This is a genomic window from Paenibacillus sp. cl141a (assembly GCF_900109305.1).
Lineage (GTDB): Bacteria > Bacillota > Bacilli > Paenibacillales > Paenibacillaceae > Paenibacillus_AQ > Paenibacillus_AQ lautus_A.
In genome coordinates, this window is record NZ_FNZO01000006.1 from 184517 (window position 1) to 201799 (window position 17283).

Annotated in this window: 19 protein-coding genes and 1 riboswitch; of the genes, 1 reads left to right on the forward strand and 18 read right to left on the reverse strand. The window is 52.0% G+C overall.

All coding sequences use genetic code 11. The features are described 5' to 3' along the window. Positions 1-13: 13 nt before the first annotated feature. The 18 genes from BMX45_RS18325 to ribD form a co-directional block, all read right to left on the reverse strand. Entirely contained in the window at positions 14-1447 is a 1434-nt protein-coding gene (locus tag BMX45_RS18325; protein ID WP_090910927.1) for an ATP-binding protein, read from the reverse strand. Between the two features lies 1 nt (position 1448). After that, positions 1449-2165 carry a response regulator transcription factor gene (locus tag BMX45_RS18330; protein WP_090910928.1) on the reverse strand — a complete coding sequence of 239 codons (717 nt, stop codon included), beginning with the start codon at positions 2163-2165 and terminating at the stop codon, positions 1449-1451. Positions 2166-2265: 100 nt separating this feature from the next. Next, the gene (gene ccsB / locus BMX45_RS18335) at positions 2266-3519 is read right to left on the reverse strand and encodes a c-type cytochrome biogenesis protein CcsB (protein WP_090910929.1); all 1254 of its coding nucleotides are present in this window, start codon (positions 3517-3519) and stop codon (positions 2266-2268) included. Further along, positions 3506-5209 carry a cytochrome c biogenesis protein ResB gene (locus BMX45_RS18340; protein ID WP_090910930.1) on the reverse strand — a complete coding sequence of 568 codons (1704 nt, stop codon included), beginning with the start codon at positions 5207-5209 and terminating at the stop codon, positions 3506-3508. The genes ccsB and BMX45_RS18340 overlap by 14 nt, the downstream gene beginning before the upstream one ends. Further along, positions 5206-5733, reverse strand: coding sequence for a redoxin domain-containing protein (locus BMX45_RS18345; protein ID WP_090910931.1), 528 nt, complete (start codon positions 5731-5733; stop codon positions 5206-5208). Before BMX45_RS18345 ends, BMX45_RS18340 begins: the two co-directional genes overlap by 4 nt. A 125-nt stretch (positions 5734-5858) precedes the next feature. Continuing rightward, a complete protein-coding gene (locus BMX45_RS18350) occupies positions 5859-6614 on the reverse strand; it encodes a pseudouridine synthase (RefSeq protein ID WP_009595165.1) in 756 nt (251 codons plus the stop codon). Between the two features lie 21 nt (positions 6615-6635). After that, positions 6636-6974: an N-acetylmuramoyl-L-alanine amidase gene (locus BMX45_RS18355; RefSeq protein WP_090910932.1), complete on the reverse strand. Its 339-nt coding sequence runs from the start codon at positions 6972-6974 to the stop codon at positions 6636-6638. A 150-nt stretch (positions 6975-7124) separates the two neighbouring features. Further along, positions 7125-7658: a spore maturation protein gene (locus BMX45_RS18360; RefSeq protein WP_015734499.1), complete on the reverse strand. Its 534-nt coding sequence runs from the start codon at positions 7656-7658 to the stop codon at positions 7125-7127. Positions 7659-7664: 6 nt separating this feature from the next. Then, complete coding sequence (locus BMX45_RS18365; RefSeq protein WP_090910933.1) at positions 7665-8297, reverse strand: nucleoside recognition domain-containing protein; 633 nt, start codon at positions 8295-8297, stop codon at positions 7665-7667. Positions 8298-8356: 59 nt separating this feature from the next. Beyond that, positions 8357-9541: a D-alanyl-D-alanine carboxypeptidase family protein gene (locus BMX45_RS18370; RefSeq protein ID WP_090910934.1), complete on the reverse strand. Its 1185-nt coding sequence runs from the start codon at positions 9539-9541 to the stop codon at positions 8357-8359. 119 nt (positions 9542-9660) lie between these two features. Continuing rightward, positions 9661-10110, reverse strand: a complete 450-nt coding sequence (gene ytfJ / locus BMX45_RS18375; RefSeq protein WP_090910935.1) for a GerW family sporulation protein — start codon at positions 10108-10110, stop codon at positions 9661-9663. Beyond that, positions 10083-10763 carry a DUF2953 domain-containing protein gene (locus tag BMX45_RS18380; protein ID WP_090910936.1) on the reverse strand — a complete coding sequence of 227 codons (681 nt, stop codon included), beginning with the start codon at positions 10761-10763 and terminating at the stop codon, positions 10083-10085. The genes ytfJ and BMX45_RS18380 overlap by 28 nt, the downstream gene beginning before the upstream one ends. Positions 10764-10954: 191 nt before the next feature. Further along, complete coding sequence (scpB, locus tag BMX45_RS18385; RefSeq protein ID WP_090910937.1) at positions 10955-11560, reverse strand: SMC-Scp complex subunit ScpB; 606 nt, start codon at positions 11558-11560, stop codon at positions 10955-10957. Continuing rightward, positions 11529-12320, reverse strand: a complete 792-nt coding sequence (locus BMX45_RS18390) for a segregation and condensation protein A (RefSeq protein ID WP_015734494.1) — start codon at positions 12318-12320, stop codon at positions 11529-11531. The genes scpB and BMX45_RS18390 overlap by 32 nt, the downstream gene beginning before the upstream one ends. Positions 12321-12385: 65 nt before the next feature. Continuing rightward, complete coding sequence (ribE, locus tag BMX45_RS18395) at positions 12386-12853, reverse strand: 6,7-dimethyl-8-ribityllumazine synthase (RefSeq protein WP_090910938.1); 468 nt, start codon at positions 12851-12853, stop codon at positions 12386-12388. 258 nt (positions 12854-13111) lie between these two features. Beyond that, entirely contained in the window at positions 13112-14350 is a 1239-nt protein-coding gene (locus tag BMX45_RS18400) for a bifunctional 3,4-dihydroxy-2-butanone-4-phosphate synthase/GTP cyclohydrolase II (protein WP_090910939.1), read from the reverse strand. 50 nt (positions 14351-14400) lie between these two features. Continuing rightward, complete coding sequence (gene ribE / locus BMX45_RS18405; RefSeq protein WP_090910940.1) at positions 14401-15069, reverse strand: riboflavin synthase; 669 nt, start codon at positions 15067-15069, stop codon at positions 14401-14403. A 23-nt stretch (positions 15070-15092) separates the two neighbouring features. Continuing rightward, entirely contained in the window at positions 15093-16193 is a 1101-nt protein-coding gene (gene ribD / locus BMX45_RS18410; RefSeq protein WP_090910941.1) for a bifunctional diaminohydroxyphosphoribosylaminopyrimidine deaminase/5-amino-6-(5-phosphoribosylamino)uracil reductase RibD, read from the reverse strand. Positions 16194-16461: 268 nt separating this feature from the next. Then, positions 16462-16645, reverse strand: a riboswitch (FMN riboswitch). A 200-nt stretch (positions 16646-16845) separates the two neighbouring features. On the opposite strand from ribD, the gene BMX45_RS18415 reads away from it, so the two are divergent. Next, a complete protein-coding gene (locus tag BMX45_RS18415; RefSeq protein ID WP_090910942.1) occupies positions 16846-17247 on the forward strand; it encodes an acyl-CoA thioesterase in 402 nt (133 codons plus the stop codon). Positions 17248-17283 lie beyond the last annotated feature (36 nt).

The window sequence follows — 17283 nt, forward strand, 5'->3', positions numbered from 1 at the left end:
GCGCGGGCATTCCCTAGGATTCTGCCGCTTTTGTCGGGATCGTCATCGTAAACACGGTGCCTTTTCCCACTTCGCTTGTCGCGTTGATCGTTCCATGGTGCGCGGTCACGATATTTTTCACGATGGCAAGGCCAATGCCGGTTCCCACCGTCTCCCCACGCACACGTGCCTTATCGGCCTTGTAGAATCGTTCGAATACAAAAGGCAGGTCTTCCGGCGGAATGCCGACTCCCTGGTCGCTAACCTTCACCTGGAGCGCCTCCGTGTTCGATACGGCGATCCGGTCTGCCGTAATTTGAATTTTCTTGCCTGAAGGCGTATGACGGAAAGCGTTATCCAGCAAATTGGTCAGCACCTGTTCAAGCTTGTCTTCATCCGCCGCTTCGAGCTGAAGATTCGAATGGAGCTTGTTCAGCTGAAGATCGATATCCCGCTCTTTGGCACGAACCGCAAATTTACGGAATACCCGCTCGCACAATTCGCCTGCATCCATCTCCCGCAGGGATAACTCGGCATGTCCTGCCTCCATGCGCGTTAAATCAAGCAGATCCTTCACCAGACGCCCCATCCGCAGGGATTCCTCATGAATGACCTGAATAAGCTCCCTGCTCTCTTCGGGTGAAGCTGCCATGCCGTCCAGGAGCGCTTCGCTGTAACCCTGCATCATGGACAGCGGCGTCCGTATTTCGTGCGACACGTTGGCAATGAAGTCCGTCCGCATTTTTTCTAATGTAACCTGTTCGGTGATGTCCCTTAACACCACGACGGCTCCGCGAATCACGTCATCCGAATACAGGGGGGCCATATGCGCTGACCAGATTCCCTGATTCACATGCAGATCGGCGCTTTGGTCCTTGCCTTCGTTGACGGTGGCATAATATAACTCGCTGAGCGGTTTTGGCATGACATCGGCCGCCCAGCCTCCGCCCTGAAGCTCATCGTCCCACTGCAGCCCTTTCCAGGTCTTCATGATTTCCAGTCCCGGTGGGTTCACCAGGATGACCTGCCCGTGATTGTCAAACGTAATCACGGCGTCGCTCATGCTTCTCAGCACGCTGGACAGGTGTTCCTTCTCGTGGTTCAAATTGCGGATGTTCGTTTCCAGCTCCGCAGCCATATGGTTAAACGTATTGGCCAATTCGCCGATCTCATCACTGGTCACAAGGTTCAACCGCGTGCCGTATTTCCCTTTGCGGATATCGTTGGCAGCCTCAATAAGCTGCTGCATGGGCTGCGTAATTTTCGTCAACAGGAACAACCCGAAAAAGGTGGTCATCGAAAAGCCGATAATGGCGACATAAGTAAATAAACGCTTGATGGCATCCGAATTCGCGAAGGTGGTATCGATATATGGGAGCAAGAATAAACCGAGCGTCAGCAGTACGCACGCGACCAAACAGGTTATCGTAATCCACAGTTTGCCGACAAGTGATCTCCAAAAACTCACGTTACTTCGGTACCTCCAGCTTGTAGCCTACTCCCCATACGGTCGTAATCATCGCTGCGGACTCCGTGGATACCTTATTCAATTTTTCGCGCAGACGCTTCACATGGGTATCGACCGTGCGAAGATCGCCAAAAAACTCGTAATTCCAAACATCCTTCAACAGCTCTTCCCGAGAGAACACTTTATCCGGGGATGAGGCCAAATAGTGCAGAAGCTCGTATTCCTTCGGCGTTAGGCTGATTTCATGCCCGCCAGCCGTCACGCGGTGGGCATCGTGTTCAATGATCAAGTGAGGGAATACGATGCTGTTGCTTGGATTCGGCTCCTTGCTTAGATAAGCCGTGGCGGACGAACGGCGCAATATGGCTTTAACGCGATAGATCACCTCGCGAGGACTGAACGGTTTCACCACATAATCGTCGGCGCCCACCTCGAATCCTTGGACTCGGTTAATCTCCTCGCCTTTGGCGGTCAGCATCAGGATCGGCGTAGACTTCACCTGACGAAGTCGGGTGCATACTTCAACGCCGTCCATGCCGGGCAGCATGACATCCAGAATAACGAGCCCGTAATCCTCCGTGCTTGCTTTGCGAAGAGCCGTCTCCCCATCCTCCGCCTCCTCGATTTCATATCCTTCCTTCTCCAGATACATTTTCAACAAACGACGAATCCGTTCCTCATCATCAACAACAAGAATGCGATTTCCGTGCTCAGACATTGGCAGCCAACTCCTTCATTTTTATAGGGAAAATCAGAAGTGGCCCTCTTGATTAAGAAAGGGCCCTTCTGATTGTTAATTCACATCTATTCAATTGCCATTAGTCGGTACCTGCATAGGAATGCAGGCCCGCGATAATCAAGTTGACGCCGACCAGCGTGAACATGACCACGATAAAGCCGATAACGGACAGCCAGGACGAATATTTGCCCTGCCAGCCGCGCGACAGCCGGAGATGAAGGTACACGCTGTAGAACAACCAAGTAATAAGCGCCCATACTTCCTTCGGATCCCAGCCCCAGAACCGGCCCCATGCAATCTCTGCCCAGATCATGGCGAAGATGAGACCGCCAAGCGTAAATACAGGGAAGCCGATCGCGATGGCTCGATAACTGATTTCGTCCAGATCATCCGGATCCAGTCGATGGAGTGCGGGCTGAATGAATTTAGCCAGCGGTTTGCGCAGGATCAGCCGGAGCAATCCATAAAGGATCAACCCGGTGACCAGCGACCATACCACCGTATTCAGCTTACGTCCTGCATTCACGCCGTGCATCCAGGACGGAGCTTCCATGAGCGGGGATTTCATGCCCAAGAAAGACTGCATGCTCTCGGTCTCGCTCTGGTAAGGCGCAATGAGCGGAGGCATGTTATATTCCACTTTTACTATTGTACTATTTTCTGTCTTCGGGTCAACCAATGTCTGGTTAAACTCCGCCTGATATCCGCCTGCACGGAAGCTGTATACTGACAAAATAAATCCGATCAGCACCACGATGGCAAACATGACGAGCTCAAGCCAGCGCTGTTCCCTGCGCGCACCCTTGTCCGTTCCACTAAAGTTAACGGTCCGGAGCAGATGCATCAAGCCGGCAATAAAGCCGACTGCAAAAAACGCATCGCCCAGCGCCGCCAATGTAACGTGGATACCCAGCCAATAGGACTGAAGCGAAGGAATGAGCGGCTGCACCTGCTGCGGGAACACGGCGGCATAGGCCATGATCAGGATTGCCAGCGGCAGTGCAAACAAGCCGAGCAGCGATTTTTTGTAAATAAAATAAAGTACAAGGAAGGCAATCATGATTGCCATCGACAAGAAGGACATAAACTCATACATATTGCTGACTGGCACATGCCCCGAGCCCGCCCATCTAGTAAAGAAGTACAACAAGTGTCCGATCAAACCAATCGTTGCCGTAACAAATGCGATCTTGCCCCACTTCGCCAAATGGGCTTCCGGGTCGCGTTTGCGGAACCGGCGTCCCATGACGGCAAGTGCGTACATGATAAATGCCACGCAGTATAAGGTAAAGGCGACGATAAATGCGTCGCCGCTGAAATCAATTAGATTCATGCTTAGTCCCCCTGTTATTCTCCAATGACTTTTCATCGACTTCGATATTCATTTGCTTGAGGATCGCGGAGATCTCCTTGCGAAGTCCAAACCAGTTCTTGTTCGTATGCGCGCCCAGCGTCAGCGTTCCGTTATCAATACGCAGCCAGATCCGGCGATGGGTGAAATAAAAGCCCATGATCAGGCCGATCATACCGATGAAACAACCAACCCAAATGAACGGCATGGCTTTATCCACACGAATATTCAGATAAGTCGTCGATTCCGAAAAGTCCACATCGTCCATGCTGAGCACATCCAGTTTTACGAGTGCCTCCCCACCTGCCAGCTGCGCGTTGATCGCTTCCTGATTGAAACGTTCCTTATCGATCTGTTTAGGGAAGTAGAAGTACTGAACGCCTTCCTTCGGCAGATCGGGTCCCTTAATCAGAAATAAGAATGCAGGCGCATTCGGGTTAGGTGACAGGTTGACCGGCTTGCCGTTATCGCCCAGCCCAAAATCAGTAAAGGACTGTGTAAGCGTTAACGTATATTCCCCTGCCTGATACTCTCTTTGGGGATCGTTGATGGACAGCGTGATTTTGCCGTATTCCTTACCGCTCTTGCTGTCAATCAGCATCGGCGAAACCGTGCGGAGAATCGGGGTCAGATCATAATCGAATTGATAAGCCTTCAACCCTTTGTAATTGAGCGGATGGTTCACTTCGATGTTATGGCGCGTCAATTCCACGAGCTGAGGCTCTTTATCGAGATCGTCGCAATTGGCCTCGCACATATACAGGATGGCCTGGGTTTGGAATTCCTTCGGCAGCACTTTGTTCTTGCCTTTGAATTCTTCAGGCATATCGTCCTCGGTATAGAATTCAACCTTAAAGCCGTCGTTCAATAAATAGTAGCTGGTGTTCTTGATGTGCACAGGCTCATCCTGGGGAAAGGCCATATGCTCGTCCATATGCAGTCCCGGCAGGTTCCGTCCCAAAACAGCAAGAAGGAAGATGATCAGGCCGATATGAAGAACATAGGGACCCCAACGGCTGAACCGCTGCTTCTCTGCCAGAAGCGTCCCGCCGTCCGTTCGAACGCGATAGCCCTTTTTCTTAATGATCGGCTTTATCCGCTCAACCCAGTCGGCCCCGTCCTCTTGGACTTGTCCTTGGTATACCACCTTCTGACGGGTAAGGAAGGACATATGCTTCGGAATCCGTTGTCTGCTGAGCGCTTTGTAGAGCGGCAGGACACGGTCAAGACTGCAAATGACAAGCGATGCGCCGATCATGACGAGCAGCAGAACGAACCACCAAGACGTATATGTATGTGAGAGCCCGAGCAAATAATAAATATGCCCCAGCTGTCCGTACTCCTCTTTGTAGTAGACAGAGGGGTCAATGTTAAGGAAAGTGCTCTCCTGCGGAAAGATGGTCCCCAGCGAGGAGCCGACCAAGGTTAGCAATATGAGATATATTGCTACTTTTACCGAAGAAAAGAAATTCCATACCCGATCGATAATACCGGGATTTTCTTTCTGCGATCGACGGGCAACGCCGTCATACCGCATTTCCAGAATCGGCTGGGCCTCCGCTTCCTCGGTCAGCGGCTTGCCGCAAGCCTCGCAGAGGACCGTCCCCGTTGGATTCTGGTGTCCACAATCACACTTCGTATTATGGATCAAAGGCTTGGAACCTTGACTCATTTCGCATTCACCAACTGTTCAATTTGTTTGTCAAGGGTGTTCAAATCCAGTTCGCCTATGCGAATATGGTCAATCTTGCCGGAGGCCGTAACAAAAAAAGTGGTTGGCATCGGCCCAACCCCGAAGCTGGCAACAGCGTTCCGCTTGGGATCCATCAGGATGGGGAATTTCACGCCGGTTTGAGCAACAAAATTCTCCACGGTCATTTTGTTCTCGCCTACATTGATTCCGATGATCTCAACGCCCTGACTGCTCCATTTTTCCCACTGGGCTTGAAGTGCCGGCATTTCCCGCACGCACGGCGGACAGTAGGTGCCCCAGAAATTAATAACCCTGGCCTTGCCTTCGTATTCACTCATGGTATGTACGTTGCCATCCATGCCTTGAAGTTCGAAATCCGCCGCCTTTTGCCCTACTTTGGGAACCTCATCAGAGCCGAATACAACGGTTGCAACGGCGTACACTCCGATCAGGATGATGGCAAGCAGAATAACAATCTGTACGCTTTTCTTCGATTTGCCCATAAAGCAGCAGCTTCCTTTCTATGACATTCATCATATCGCATACTACGGGTGTGAACATCCTATGAACAATTATAACGAAATTTGTCATAAACGCCGCTCGCCATTTTGAATATTATGTGTCGGGTTTAACGTTTTTTCTTCGGTTTCCCGCCCGGCTTTGCGGCTTTCGCCATCTGCAGGAGCTGGTTGATTTCGTCCGCCGTCAAATGGCGGTACAGGCCCCGCTTTAAATTTTGCAGGAGCAGATCCCCGTAAGATATCCGCTTCAATCTCAATACCGGATGGGAAATCGCTTCGAACATCCTTCTCACTTGACGGTTGCGGCCTTCATGAATCGTTATCGAAATAACGGATTGTTTATTGTCCGGATCCACGTCCTTATACTCCACTTCCGCAGGTGACGTCATTCCGTCCTCCAGCATGATCCCTTGACGAAGCTTGTCCAGCTCGGTGCCGTGGGGCACCCCTTTTACGGTAGCCAAATAAGTCTTGGGCACATGGTATTTGGGGTGGCTGAGCAGATTGGCAAACTCCCCGTCGTTGGTCAGCAGCAAAAGCCCCTCCGTATCGTAGTCCAAACGTCCAATCGGATATACCCGCTCTTTAATGCCTTTGAGATAATCCGATACAATTTTACGGCCTTCGGGATCGGAAGCGCTTGTAATGACTCCCTTCGGCTTATTCAGCATGACATATACCTTTTTCTCATTCTTAATCGGTTTGCCTGAAACCGTAATGATATCCTGGGCTGGATCGGCCTTCGTGCCGAGCTCGGTAACGGTCTCCCCGTTTACCTGCACCTTGCCTTCAAGAATCAATTCCTCGCACTTGCGGCGGGAAGCGACTCCAGCCTGTGCCATAATTTTCTGTAATCTCTCCATGTTCGTTAGGTCACCTCATTCCTAATGATAACCATCGACAGGATAAATCACAAGCGCGTTCCATGGAAAATGTGCCCCTGGGCAGGAGTCGGAGTGGGGAAATAAGTACAGCGGGGAAATATCATGGAGTCTGGACAGCTCCAAAATGATTTTGCTGGCGGTAAACAGCTGCGTTTTCTGGCCCAGCGTCATCGACTCGTAGCTGGCATTGAAGTCGCCCTCCAGACAGATGTGGATCTGTCCCGGTCGGACCAGCACGGAAGACGCGGACACGGAACCGTCCGGATGGATCTTAAAATCCCAGTTCCGCGGTTCCTGCGCGCACACGGTATGATGAATAACAAAACCCTCGATTTCCATTCCATCACCCCCACTACAAATTGTGATTGCAGCAGTATATGACATGGCGGAATCAAGGGTATAGGCATACGTCGTGTTACTTTGAAAAAAACGTACCTTCTAACTATATGCCTTGCTTTTGGCCTTTCTGACAGTCGTCCATGAAACCAATTAACCGAACACCAGCAAGCAGACGGCAATCGCCGCAATAAACCCGACCAAATCGGAGAACAGTCCGACCTTCAACGCATAGCGGCCATTGCGGATGCCCACGGCGCCAAAATAGACGGTCAACACGTACAAGGTTGTGTCCGTGCTTCCCTGTATGGTCGAAGCGATTCGGCCGATCATCGAATCCGGTCCGTATGCGCGGATCAGCTCCGTTGTGTAAGCGAGGGAGCCCGTACCTGTCAGCGGCCGTAATATTCCCAAAGGCAGTATCTCGCTCGGTACGCCGAGCGATTGCAGAAAAGGGCCCGTCCAACCGACAAAAAACTCCAGGGCGCCGGAAGAACGGAATACGCTTATGGCTACCATCATGCCTACCAAATGCGGAATGATCCCGATCGCCGTGGAGAAGCCGTCCTTGGCTCCGTCCACAAACGATTCGTACACGGGCACTTTGCGCGTATAAGCATAAAGAGGAATAAATGCGATAATAATGGGTATTGACCAGGCGGAAACGATATTAATCCAAGACAGCAAGACTCATCACCCCTTCACGTCCGGGTTCAGGCCTGTACCGATTCCGGGCGGCTTCTGGCGGCGCATCGTTCGTCTGCGATACCAACGGTCGGCGATAATTGCGGCGGCCGTCGCAATCGCAGTGGCCAATAGCGTGGTTCCGACGATTTCCGAAGGATTGGCAGATTCATAATTAAGCCGGATCGCGATCAGCGTTGTCGGTATCAGCGTAATGCTGGCCGTGTTTAACGCGAGGAGCGTGCACATCGCCGGAGATGCCGTTTCCTTATCCGGATTCAATTTCTGAAGCTCCTGCATCGCTTTGATTCCCATCGGGGTCGCCGCATTGCCCAGACCGAACAAATTGGCGCTCATATTGGACAATATGTATCCCATTGCGGGATGATTTTTCGGTACATCCGGGAACAGGAAGCGGACAACCGGCCCCAGCAGCCTGGCCACTTTTTTCAGCAGACCCGCGTCCTCTGCGAGCCGCATCATGCCAAGCCAGAATACCAGTATGCTGATAAGACCGAAGGAGACGGTTACGCCCGTTTGGGCTCCGTCGAATGCGGCTTTCGTGACGCTGTCGATGTTCCCGTTGAAGGCCGCAAAACCAAACCCGATCACAATCATCCCCATCCAAATCAAATTGATCATCTCTTCGCCCCCGTTTTGCTGCCCCGCTGTTAAGAGAATACACGATTCTTTAGCGAAGGCTAGTTATGTGCGCCCCTGAACAGATGCCGGAGCACTTCTCCTGCAGACTGCCAAAGCGACAAGGAACCGACGGGTCCCAGAGCGCTCCTGGACTTTTGCAAGGCCTCAGGGGCTTCAGGAAGTTTGCTTCCTTCCGCGTAGACCGGAACCTTGCCGATGCTGACATTATCGAGCAGCAGCTCAATATGCCCCCGCAGCCCGAAAGACAAGTCGGGCGTGCTTGTTTTATGCAGGACCAGTCTCTTCACCAGGCGCGCTTCCTCATCATGCGCGAACGCATAAGTGAAGGAACTGCCCGTGACGAGCGGATAGCCCTGGATTTTCTGTCCCTTTTCCGTGACCTTTTTCAGTGGAAAATGAGCAAAGCCGTAATCCAGCATGTTGGAATGGTCGTTCCAATCGTTGCCGTCATTCAGCGTTACCGCCGCGATTTGCTGGCCGTTACGGGTAGCGGAGCTCACCAGGCAGCGGAATGCTTTTTTGGTGTAACCCGTTTTGACGCCGTCCGCCCCTTCGTAGAAGCGCAGCATTTTGTTTTTGTTGTCCCATTTGTAGTCCCATGCTTCATTCGGGTTGGGCGCTTTCTTGGTAGGGGTTTTGACGATCTCGCTAAAGACCGGATTCTTGAGGGCATATGCCGTCAGTTTGGCTACGTCATGCGCTGACGAGTAATGCTCGTCGTGATCCAGTCCATGCGGATTCATAAAATGCGAATTCATCATGCCGAGCGAGGCGGCCTTCTCGTTCATCAGTAACACAAAGCCTTCTTCCGTACCGCCGACATGCTCCGCAATGGCCGTGGCGGCATCGTTGCCGGAGCGCAGCATCAAGCCGTACAGCAGATTCTCAAGGGTCATCTCCTCGCCAAGCTTCAGGAAGATCGAGGAGCCCTCTTTGGCAAAAGCATTCTTGGAGACTTTGACGCGATCATCCAGCTTGCCGTGTTCAATGGCCACGATGGCGGTCATAATCTTGGTCAAGCTGGCGATTCTTAAACGCTCGTCCCCGTTCTTGCTGTACAGCATTCTCCCGGACGTCACGTCAATCAGCGCAGCTGCCTGTGCATGATTGGACGGGCCTTGCTCGTGATCTGCGTGTACAGGGACAGCCGTAACCAGCAAGCAGCATATGGCGATCAACATGGATAACATAGACTTGCGGTTCGTCCATTTCATTTTCATCATTTTATCCTCCGGTGTTCAGAAATCTTGTACAAGTATATGTCGTCCTTGCTGAAGGTATGTCCATTTCATTGCAGCAAAAATCCCTTCCGTCATGAACGAAAGGGATCTGCCTGCTTCAATCAGTATGCCGGCGGAGGCGTCGTGCTGCCGGCGGCATTGTTTCCCGATTGAAACATCGATTGGATTTGATCAAGTAAATACGGGGTCGCATCGATAATCCGTTCAAACAGATGTGTCTGGTTGTCCAGCGGAACGATGTGCACGCCTTCTTTACCCACGACCAGGAAAGCGATCGGCCTGATGGACACGCCGCCGCCGCTGCCGCCGCCAAAAGGAAGGGCATTATGGTCGGTATGCGTCCCGTTAGCGGTATTATGGTGTGTGCCGCCTGCTTCAACGTTGTAGTCGCTTCCGCCCGCTGCAAAACCAAACGCCACCTTACTGATTGGCAAAATGACGCTGCCGTCAGGTGTATTCACGGGGTCGCCTACAATCGTATTCACGTCCACCATTCCCTTGATGTTCTCCATAGCCGTTTGCATCAAGCCTTGAATAGGGTGTTCTGCCATGATCTAACTCCTCCTTTCACCTTTAACACGCGAACTATAAGTACCAGTCCAGCATACATAGCTTTTCCGCAGGAGATTTTCGCTATGCAGCAAAGCTCTGTGGAAATTTGCGGAGGACCGTTAAAGAGCGGCACCACCTGGATTTCCGGCAGCTCATCCATAATCAGCCGGTACGACATCCATCCCATAATGGTATGCTTAACAGCATGAAGCAGCCCGGTTGCAACCGCGGTATCGGCCGCATGCTCCAAGGCAATCCGAGTTGACCAGCGCACATCCATGAGATGAACGGCCGCCATCGTTTGCCTTGCCCACTTTTTAAATCCCTTCGTAGTCAGCAAGACCCGCACATAGTCCCTATATCGTATCGTTCGACTTGAAGTTTCTTTGTTTTCTTTGGAGCCGAGCTCAGTCCCCTCGTCTACGGGAACAGTCTCTTTTTTATACTCAATGCCTCCTTTGGCCAAATGAAAGGGAACTTCGTATTTGCGCGTGATCCATCCAAAGAGCATGTTCATTTCCGCCAATACTTTATATTCATTTTTTCTTAGAACCACGTCCAGCTTTATCGTGACCTTCGAGCTTAGCACAACGATCAGCAATACGATAAGTAGAACGACCAGACCGACCGCAAGAAAGATCCATATCCTCACGAAGTAACCCCCAAAACGAACTTAGTAAAATGTAATCCGCTTGGCTTAGTATGGCAAAAGGGTCTCCAAATGATGCGAAACTGCTCCGATCCTCTGCTTTCATATGCCTGGAACGGCAAAAAAAGGTCCCGGACGCGGTTTATCCACGCTCAGGACCCATTTCTAATGAAGCATAATACAATATATGATGGCTAGCTTTCCTCCACATCATCAAACGTAAGCTGTTGTCCGTCTAGCTTGTCGAACAGCAGCTGTGTTTCCTCTTCCAAATGATCGTTATCCTCGAATTGCGACGGCTCCGGCAAATCCTTGATGTTCGCAAGCCCGAAATAATCCAGAAACGATTTGGTCGTTCCATACAGAATCGGTCTGCCAATCGCCTCCGCGCGGCCGACTTCTTCAATCAACCCTTTGCTAACCAGCGTATGGATGGCTCTTTCGGACTTGACGCCGCGAATGTCTTCAATCTCCACCCGCGTAATCGGCTGCCGATAGGCCACGATGGAAAGCGTCTCGAGCGCGGCTTGCGACAATGAGGAGCGGGAAGGGGAATACGCCAGACGTTCGAAATACGGGGCGTGCTCGGCCAGCGTCGCGATTTTGTAGCTCCCTGCAATCTGCACGATCTGAATTCCCCGTTCATACCGCTCCCATTCTTCCTTCATATCCTCCAGCGCTTCGCCAACGAGGCCATCCGATTGCTCGGTGATTTCAGCAATTTGCTTTACCGACAAGCCCTCTTCTCCCGCCAGGAACAGAAGCCCCTCAATAATCGATTTCAGCTTCGGATAATCCATCAATGCGTTCTTCCCCTCTCCACTCCATGACGATATCTTCAAACAATTTCTCTTGGTAGCACAGGATTTGCTTCATCTTCATCAGCTCCAAGATAGCCAGAAAGGTCACCACGATTTCATGGCGCTCCATCTCCTCGTGCAGCAGCTTGGAGAACAGAATCCTGCCTCCCGGCCCGACCTGCTCCAGAGCGTCCATCACCTGCCGGATCCGGTCCTTAACCGATATTTCATCCCGCTGGATGCGGGCATACGATGTGCGCTTGACGGCTTTGCTTAACGCTTTTTGAAAAGCTGCGATCAAATCCGAGATATGTAATCCCTGTACCGGGTTCTCTTCCACTTCCGGCATGTAAGGAGTCAGATCCTCCGCTTCCTTGGAGTAAATCATGCTGCGTTCCCATTCCTTCTCATGCAGATGACGGGCGATGCCTTTGTACTTGCGGTATTCGATCAGCTTCGCGATGAGTTCCGCTCTCGGATCCATGTCATCCTCTTCAAAAAAATCGAACTCGTCCATTTCGATAACCGGGGGCTTCGGAAGCAATAGCTTGCTCTTTATAGACAGCAGCGTTGCAGCCATCACCAGAAATTCGCTCGTAATTTCCAGTTCAAGCTCCTGCATGTTGTGCAAATAGGCCATGTATTGTTCGGTAATCTCGCTGACGGGAATATCCTGGATGTCGATTTCCGCTTTATCAATCAAGTGCAGCAGCAGATCGAGCGGTCCTTCAAACGTTTCCAGCTTGTATAATACGGTCACGGTGAATCCTCCCGCCAAAAATAAAATGCAGTGCTCTATAAAAAGAGCACTACATTAAATAAGCACTATTTTAGGCTTTTCGTCAAGTTCGCCATTTCAATGGCCGCCATGGCGGAATCCCAGCCTTTATTGCCTGCCTTCGTTCCCGCGCGCTCGACGGCTTGCTCAATGTTCTCCGTCGTGACAACGCCGAAAATCGTTGGTATGCCGGTCTTCAGGTTAATGGCGGACACGCCCTTGGCCACTTCGTTGCACACATAATCATAGTGCGTGGTGGAGCCGCGAATGACGGTTCCCAGGGTGATGATCGCATCGTATTTGCCGCTTTCTGCCATCTTTTGGGCGATGAGCGGAATTTCAAACGCCCCCGGCACCCAAGCGACGTCGATTTCGTTGTCCTGTGCGCCATGACGCTTCAAGGCGTCCAGTGCGCCGCCAAGCAGCTTGCTGGTGATGAATTCGTTGAAACGACCTACCACGATGCCGTATTTCAAACCTTCGGATACTAGATGACCTTCAAATATTGTTGCCATGTTGGATGACTTCCTTTCGGGTTGGAATTTATATAAGGTCAAACATGGATTTGGGATGACATCGATGTGGTTGCCCGCTTCGCTGACGGCTGCTGCTTCCGATCGCTGTTAACTCCTGATTTCATGAAGTATTTGTTCAAGGTGGAAATCAGGAGTTAAAGGCGACCGCTGGCGCTTCTCCAGCAGCATTCCGCCCTCTGCGCTGGGTCATTCCATGAGGCAAACCTCCTCCATGATTGACCTTTTATTGGTTTTTGATTAGTTAGCACTCTCGTTCTGCTCGATATCATTGAACTTCAGCATATGACCGAGCTTCGCTTGCTTGGTGTGCAGGTAGCCCGTGTTATCCTCGTTCTCCGGCATTTGAATCGGGACTCGCTCCACGACCTCCAGGCCGTAACCTTCGAGTCCCTTGATTTTACGCGGATTGTTTGTCAGCAGGCGGATCTTCCTTACGCCCAAATCCTTCAGAATCTGGGCTCCGATGCCGTAATCGCGCAGATCTGCCGCAAAGCCTAGCTTCAGGTTCGCATCGACGGTATCGAGCCCTTCTTCCTGCAGCTTATAGGCTTTCAGCTTGTTGATCAAACCGATGCCCCGTCCCTCCTGGCGCATATAGAGAAGCACGCCTCTGCCTGCTTCATCGATCTGGCGAAGGGCCGCCTCAAATTGCGGACCGCAATCGCAGCGATGGGAGTGGAACACATCCCCTGTCAGGCACTCGGAATGCACGCGGACGAGAACCGGCTCACTCGGGTCGATCTCCCCTTTTACCAATGCGACATGCTCTTTGTTGTCCACGTCATTGGTGTAGGCTACGGCCTGAAACACGCCGTAGTCGGTCGGCATCCGCACCGCCACCTCGCGCTGCACGAGCTTTTCTTTTTCGTTGCGGTAATGGATCAGATCCTTGATGCTGATCAGCTTCAGATCATGCTTTTTCGCGATCTCCACCAGGTCTGGAAGCCTTGCCATCGTGCCGTCTTCCTTGATTACCTCGCAGATGACGCCTGCCGGATAGGAGCCGCTCAGGCGGGCTAGATCGACAGCCGCCTCCGTATGTCCTGCCCGGCGAAGAACGCCGCCGTCTTTGGCAATCAGCGGAAACATATGGCCCGGTCTTCGAAAATCGGCGGCCGATGCATTTGGATCCAAGATGCCGTTGACGGTGATGGAACGTTCATAGGCGGATATGCCCGTCGTGGTGTCCTTATGGTCAATGGAGACCGTAAAGGCCGTTCCATGATAGTCCGTGTTTTGCGTCACCATCGGTTTGAGATCGAGTTCCCGAGCCCTGGCCTGCGTCATTGGCAAACAGACCAGCCCGCGGCCTTCGGTGATCATGAAATTGATGACCTCGGGGGTAGCTTTATCCGCTAATGCGATAAAATCGCCTTCATTCTCGCGGTCCTCGTCGTCAACAACGATCACGACCTTGCCTTCCTTCAAATCTGATAACGCCTCTTCGATCGTATGAAATGAAAAGCGCTCATCCATCCCTACTCCTCCTTCTTCTCATGGAGATATCTCTATATGCAAGAAACGGCTTAGGCAAAGCCATGCTCGGCCAGGTAATCCCTGCTGATCCCCGATTTCGTGCCGCTTCTGCTTCCTGCGCCTTCCGAACCGTAGTGCAGCAGGTGATCTACATATTTCCCCAAAATGTCGCATTCGATATTAATCGTGTCGCCCGCTTTTTTATAAGCGAGCACCGTCTCCGCCAGCGTATGGGGAATGATGGACACCGTAAAGGAGGAATCCGTCGTTTTGACAACGGTCAAGCTGATTCCATCCAGTGTGACCGAGCCTTTCGGAATGATATATTTGAATACGTCCCTATTCGCGGGCGAAATCTCGTATACCACTGCATTCTGATCGGCCTTTACGCTCCGAATGACGCCGATGCCATCCACGTGTCCCTGAACGATATGGCCTCCGAATCTCCCTCCGGCTGCCATCGCCCGCTCCAAATTAACCTTCCCGCCCGGCTGCAGCTCCTTGAGATTCGTATTTCTATAGGTTTCCGGCATGACATCAACCGTAAATACGCCCTTATCGATCGCTGTAGCCGTCAAGCAGACGCCATTTACGGATACGCTGTCGCCAAGCTTCAGATCGTCCATGATCCGGTTAGCGGAAATGCTCAGCAGCATGGCTTCGCCTTGGCGCCCAATACGCCGCATCTCGCCGATCTCCTCGACCAATCCAGTAAACACAGGCTTCCCTCCTTTCTCGCTCCTTATTTCCAGACCGGAATGCCGGTGACGTAGATATTGTCGCCGAGTCTTTCGGTCTCAAGTCCTGTCAGCGTAATCGCTTGGTTCATCTGTTCATAACCGCTGAACATGTAATTTCCCGGGGCATCATATCCGCCGATGATTTTGGGGGCGATAAACTGGATGAGCCGGTCCACCAGCTCCTGCTCCAACATCGAGCCATTAAGCGTACCGCCGCCTTCCAGCAAAATCGAGGCGATCCCCTTTTGTCCCAGCTGCAGCAGCGCTCCCTTCAGATCCACCCGCGGTCCAGGTCCGCAGGGGATGACCTGAACACCAAGCTCTTCCAACTCGGTCCGCTTCGTGTCATCGGCCTGCTCCGTCGTCAAGATCCAGGTGGGCGCTAACCCGTCTGACACGACATGGCTGTCGAGCGGTATCCTCAGGCTCGAATCCACGATGATCCTGACCGGGTCCAGCCCCTCAACGCCAAGCCGGGTCGTCAGGCTTGGGTTATCCGCGATTACCGTAGACACGCCGACCATGATGCCTTGATGCCGATGGCGCAGCGTATGCACAAGCTCCCGGGATTTTTCATTGGAGATCCACTTGCTGTCCCCGGTTTTCGAAGCGATCTTGCCGTCCAGCGTGCTCGCCGTCTTTAACGTGACGAAAGGCCGGCCCGTCGTAATGAATTTTATAAAGGCTTCGTTCAGGCGAAGAGCGCGATCTTTAAGGATACCCGTTTCAACCTCGATTCCCGCTGCGCGCAGCATCTGAATCCCTCTGCCCGCCACGAGGGGATTCGGGTCCTCGCAGGCCACAACCACCCGCCGAACGCCCTCGGCGATAAGCCTCTCGCTGCAAGGCGGCGTAGCGCCGTAGTGACTGCAGGGCTCCAATGTCACGTACACGGTACTGCCTGCCGCTTTCGGCCCGGCCATATTCAAGGCATGAACCTCGGCATGCGGCATTCCCCGTTCCAGATGCGTGCCCACCCCGGCGAGAGCGCCATCCTTAACAACGACGCAGCCGACTACCGGGTTGATCCCGGTTTGGCCCTGCGCACGTTCAGCCAGATCCAGCGCAAGTGACATATAGAATTCATCGTTGACGATATCCATGCTAAACATGCCCCTTTCCCAACGTTCATACAAAAAAGCCCTGCCAAAGATTCCGAAGAATCCTTAACAGGGCTTGATGGAAGTTAATCATTGACATGATAAATAACCGTCATGAATGCAGATTTCGCGTATAACAAGCGACCCAAATCCGTAACAGGCGACACCAAATAAATCGCCGTCACAGCTTTGAATTGCATGTGAAAACCTGCACATAACGCATGTCACGCTGTGCGCAAAGACACAATAACATGTGCTGCTTATGTGTCTCTCACTCCTTCTCCCATCCAGACTATACTGTCGGTCCCGGATTTGCACCAGGTCCACCGCATACGATGTGTAACGTCACAATCATATCCGGGTCACGGACTAAGACGCAGCACTCTGCTTCGATAAGCTCAATAACTGCGTTCATCACCGCCGGTAGGGAATTTCACCCTGCCCCGAAGGATTAAACCTATGAAATTGTTTGATCTTATGAAGAATCTTATCACCCCCTTTTGAAAATTGCAAGAAAAAACAACTAACTTTTTTAAAGCGCATAACTTTAATGCTGTTATTAGCATGGATTTTTGAAGGAGATTGCTTCCCGAAGGGAGAACAGTTAAATAAGGTAGCAAGGAGATAAGTAGCAGTTGAAAAGGAGCGAGCCACGATGAAAACTTCGCTGGACATTATCGTCCGTCCCACGGAGATCGACGTCAACGGACATGTAAACAATGCAAAATACCTCGAATACCTGGAGTGGGGCCGGGAGGAATGGTACGAAGCGGGAGATCTGCGGTATGATGTGCTGAAACGGCTCGGGGTCCAGACCGTCACCGTCAATATCAATATCAATTACCGCAAGGAGTGCGGCCAAGGCGAACGGCTGATCGTCGTGACGGAACCCGAGTCCATCGGCCGCACGAGTTACGTCATGGCCCAGCGGATATACAACGAACATTATGAGCTGTGCGCGGATGCCATCGTTACCAGCGTGGCGATGGATGTAAACTCGCGTAAAAGCCGGCCCGTCCCCGAAGAACTTCGCCGATTGTTCCCGGCCCCTGCTTAATCCGCCCTTTGCGGCGGCCATAAAAAACAGGCTCAC

Coding starts and splice junctions, on each gene's coding strand:
- BMX45_RS18330 (WP_090910928.1), bottom strand. CDS start 2,165: ATGTCTGAGCACGGAAATCGCATTCTTGTTGTTGATGATGAGGAACGG.
- ccsB (WP_090910929.1), bottom strand. CDS start 3,519: ATGAATCTAATTGATTTCAGCGGCGACGCATTTATCGTCGCCTTTACC.
- BMX45_RS18340 (WP_090910930.1), bottom strand. CDS start 5,209: ATGAGTCAAGGTTCCAAGCCTTTGATCCATAATACGAAGTGTGATTGT.
- BMX45_RS18345 (WP_090910931.1), bottom strand. CDS start 5,733: ATGGGCAAATCGAAGAAAAGCGTACAGATTGTTATTCTGCTTGCCATC.
- BMX45_RS18350 (WP_009595165.1), bottom strand. CDS start 6,614: ATGGAGAGATTACAGAAAATTATGGCACAGGCTGGAGTCGCTTCCCGC.
- BMX45_RS18355 (WP_090910932.1), bottom strand. CDS start 6,974: ATGGAAATCGAGGGTTTTGTTATTCATCATACCGTGTGCGCGCAGGAA.
- BMX45_RS18365 (WP_090910933.1), bottom strand. CDS start 8,297: ATGATCAATTTGATTTGGATGGGGATGATTGTGATCGGGTTTGGTTTT.
- BMX45_RS18370 (WP_090910934.1), bottom strand. CDS start 9,541: ATGATGAAAATGAAATGGACGAACCGCAAGTCTATGTTATCCATGTTG.
- ytfJ (WP_090910935.1), bottom strand. CDS start 10,110: ATGGCAGAACACCCTATTCAAGGCTTGATGCAAACGGCTATGGAGAAC.
- scpB (WP_090910937.1), bottom strand. CDS start 11,560: ATGGATTATCCGAAGCTGAAATCGATTATTGAGGGGCTTCTGTTCCTG.
- ribE (WP_090910938.1), bottom strand. CDS start 12,853: ATGGCAACAATATTTGAAGGTCATCTAGTATCCGAAGGTTTGAAATAC.
- BMX45_RS18400 (WP_090910939.1), bottom strand. CDS start 14,350: ATGGATGAGCGCTTTTCATTTCATACGATCGAAGAGGCGTTATCAGAT.
- ribD (WP_090910941.1), bottom strand. CDS start 16,193: ATGGATATCGTCAACGATGAATTCTATATGTCACTTGCGCTGGATCTG.
- BMX45_RS18415 (WP_090910942.1), top strand. CDS start 16,846: ATGAAAACTTCGCTGGACATTATCGTCCGTCCCACGGAGATCGACGTC.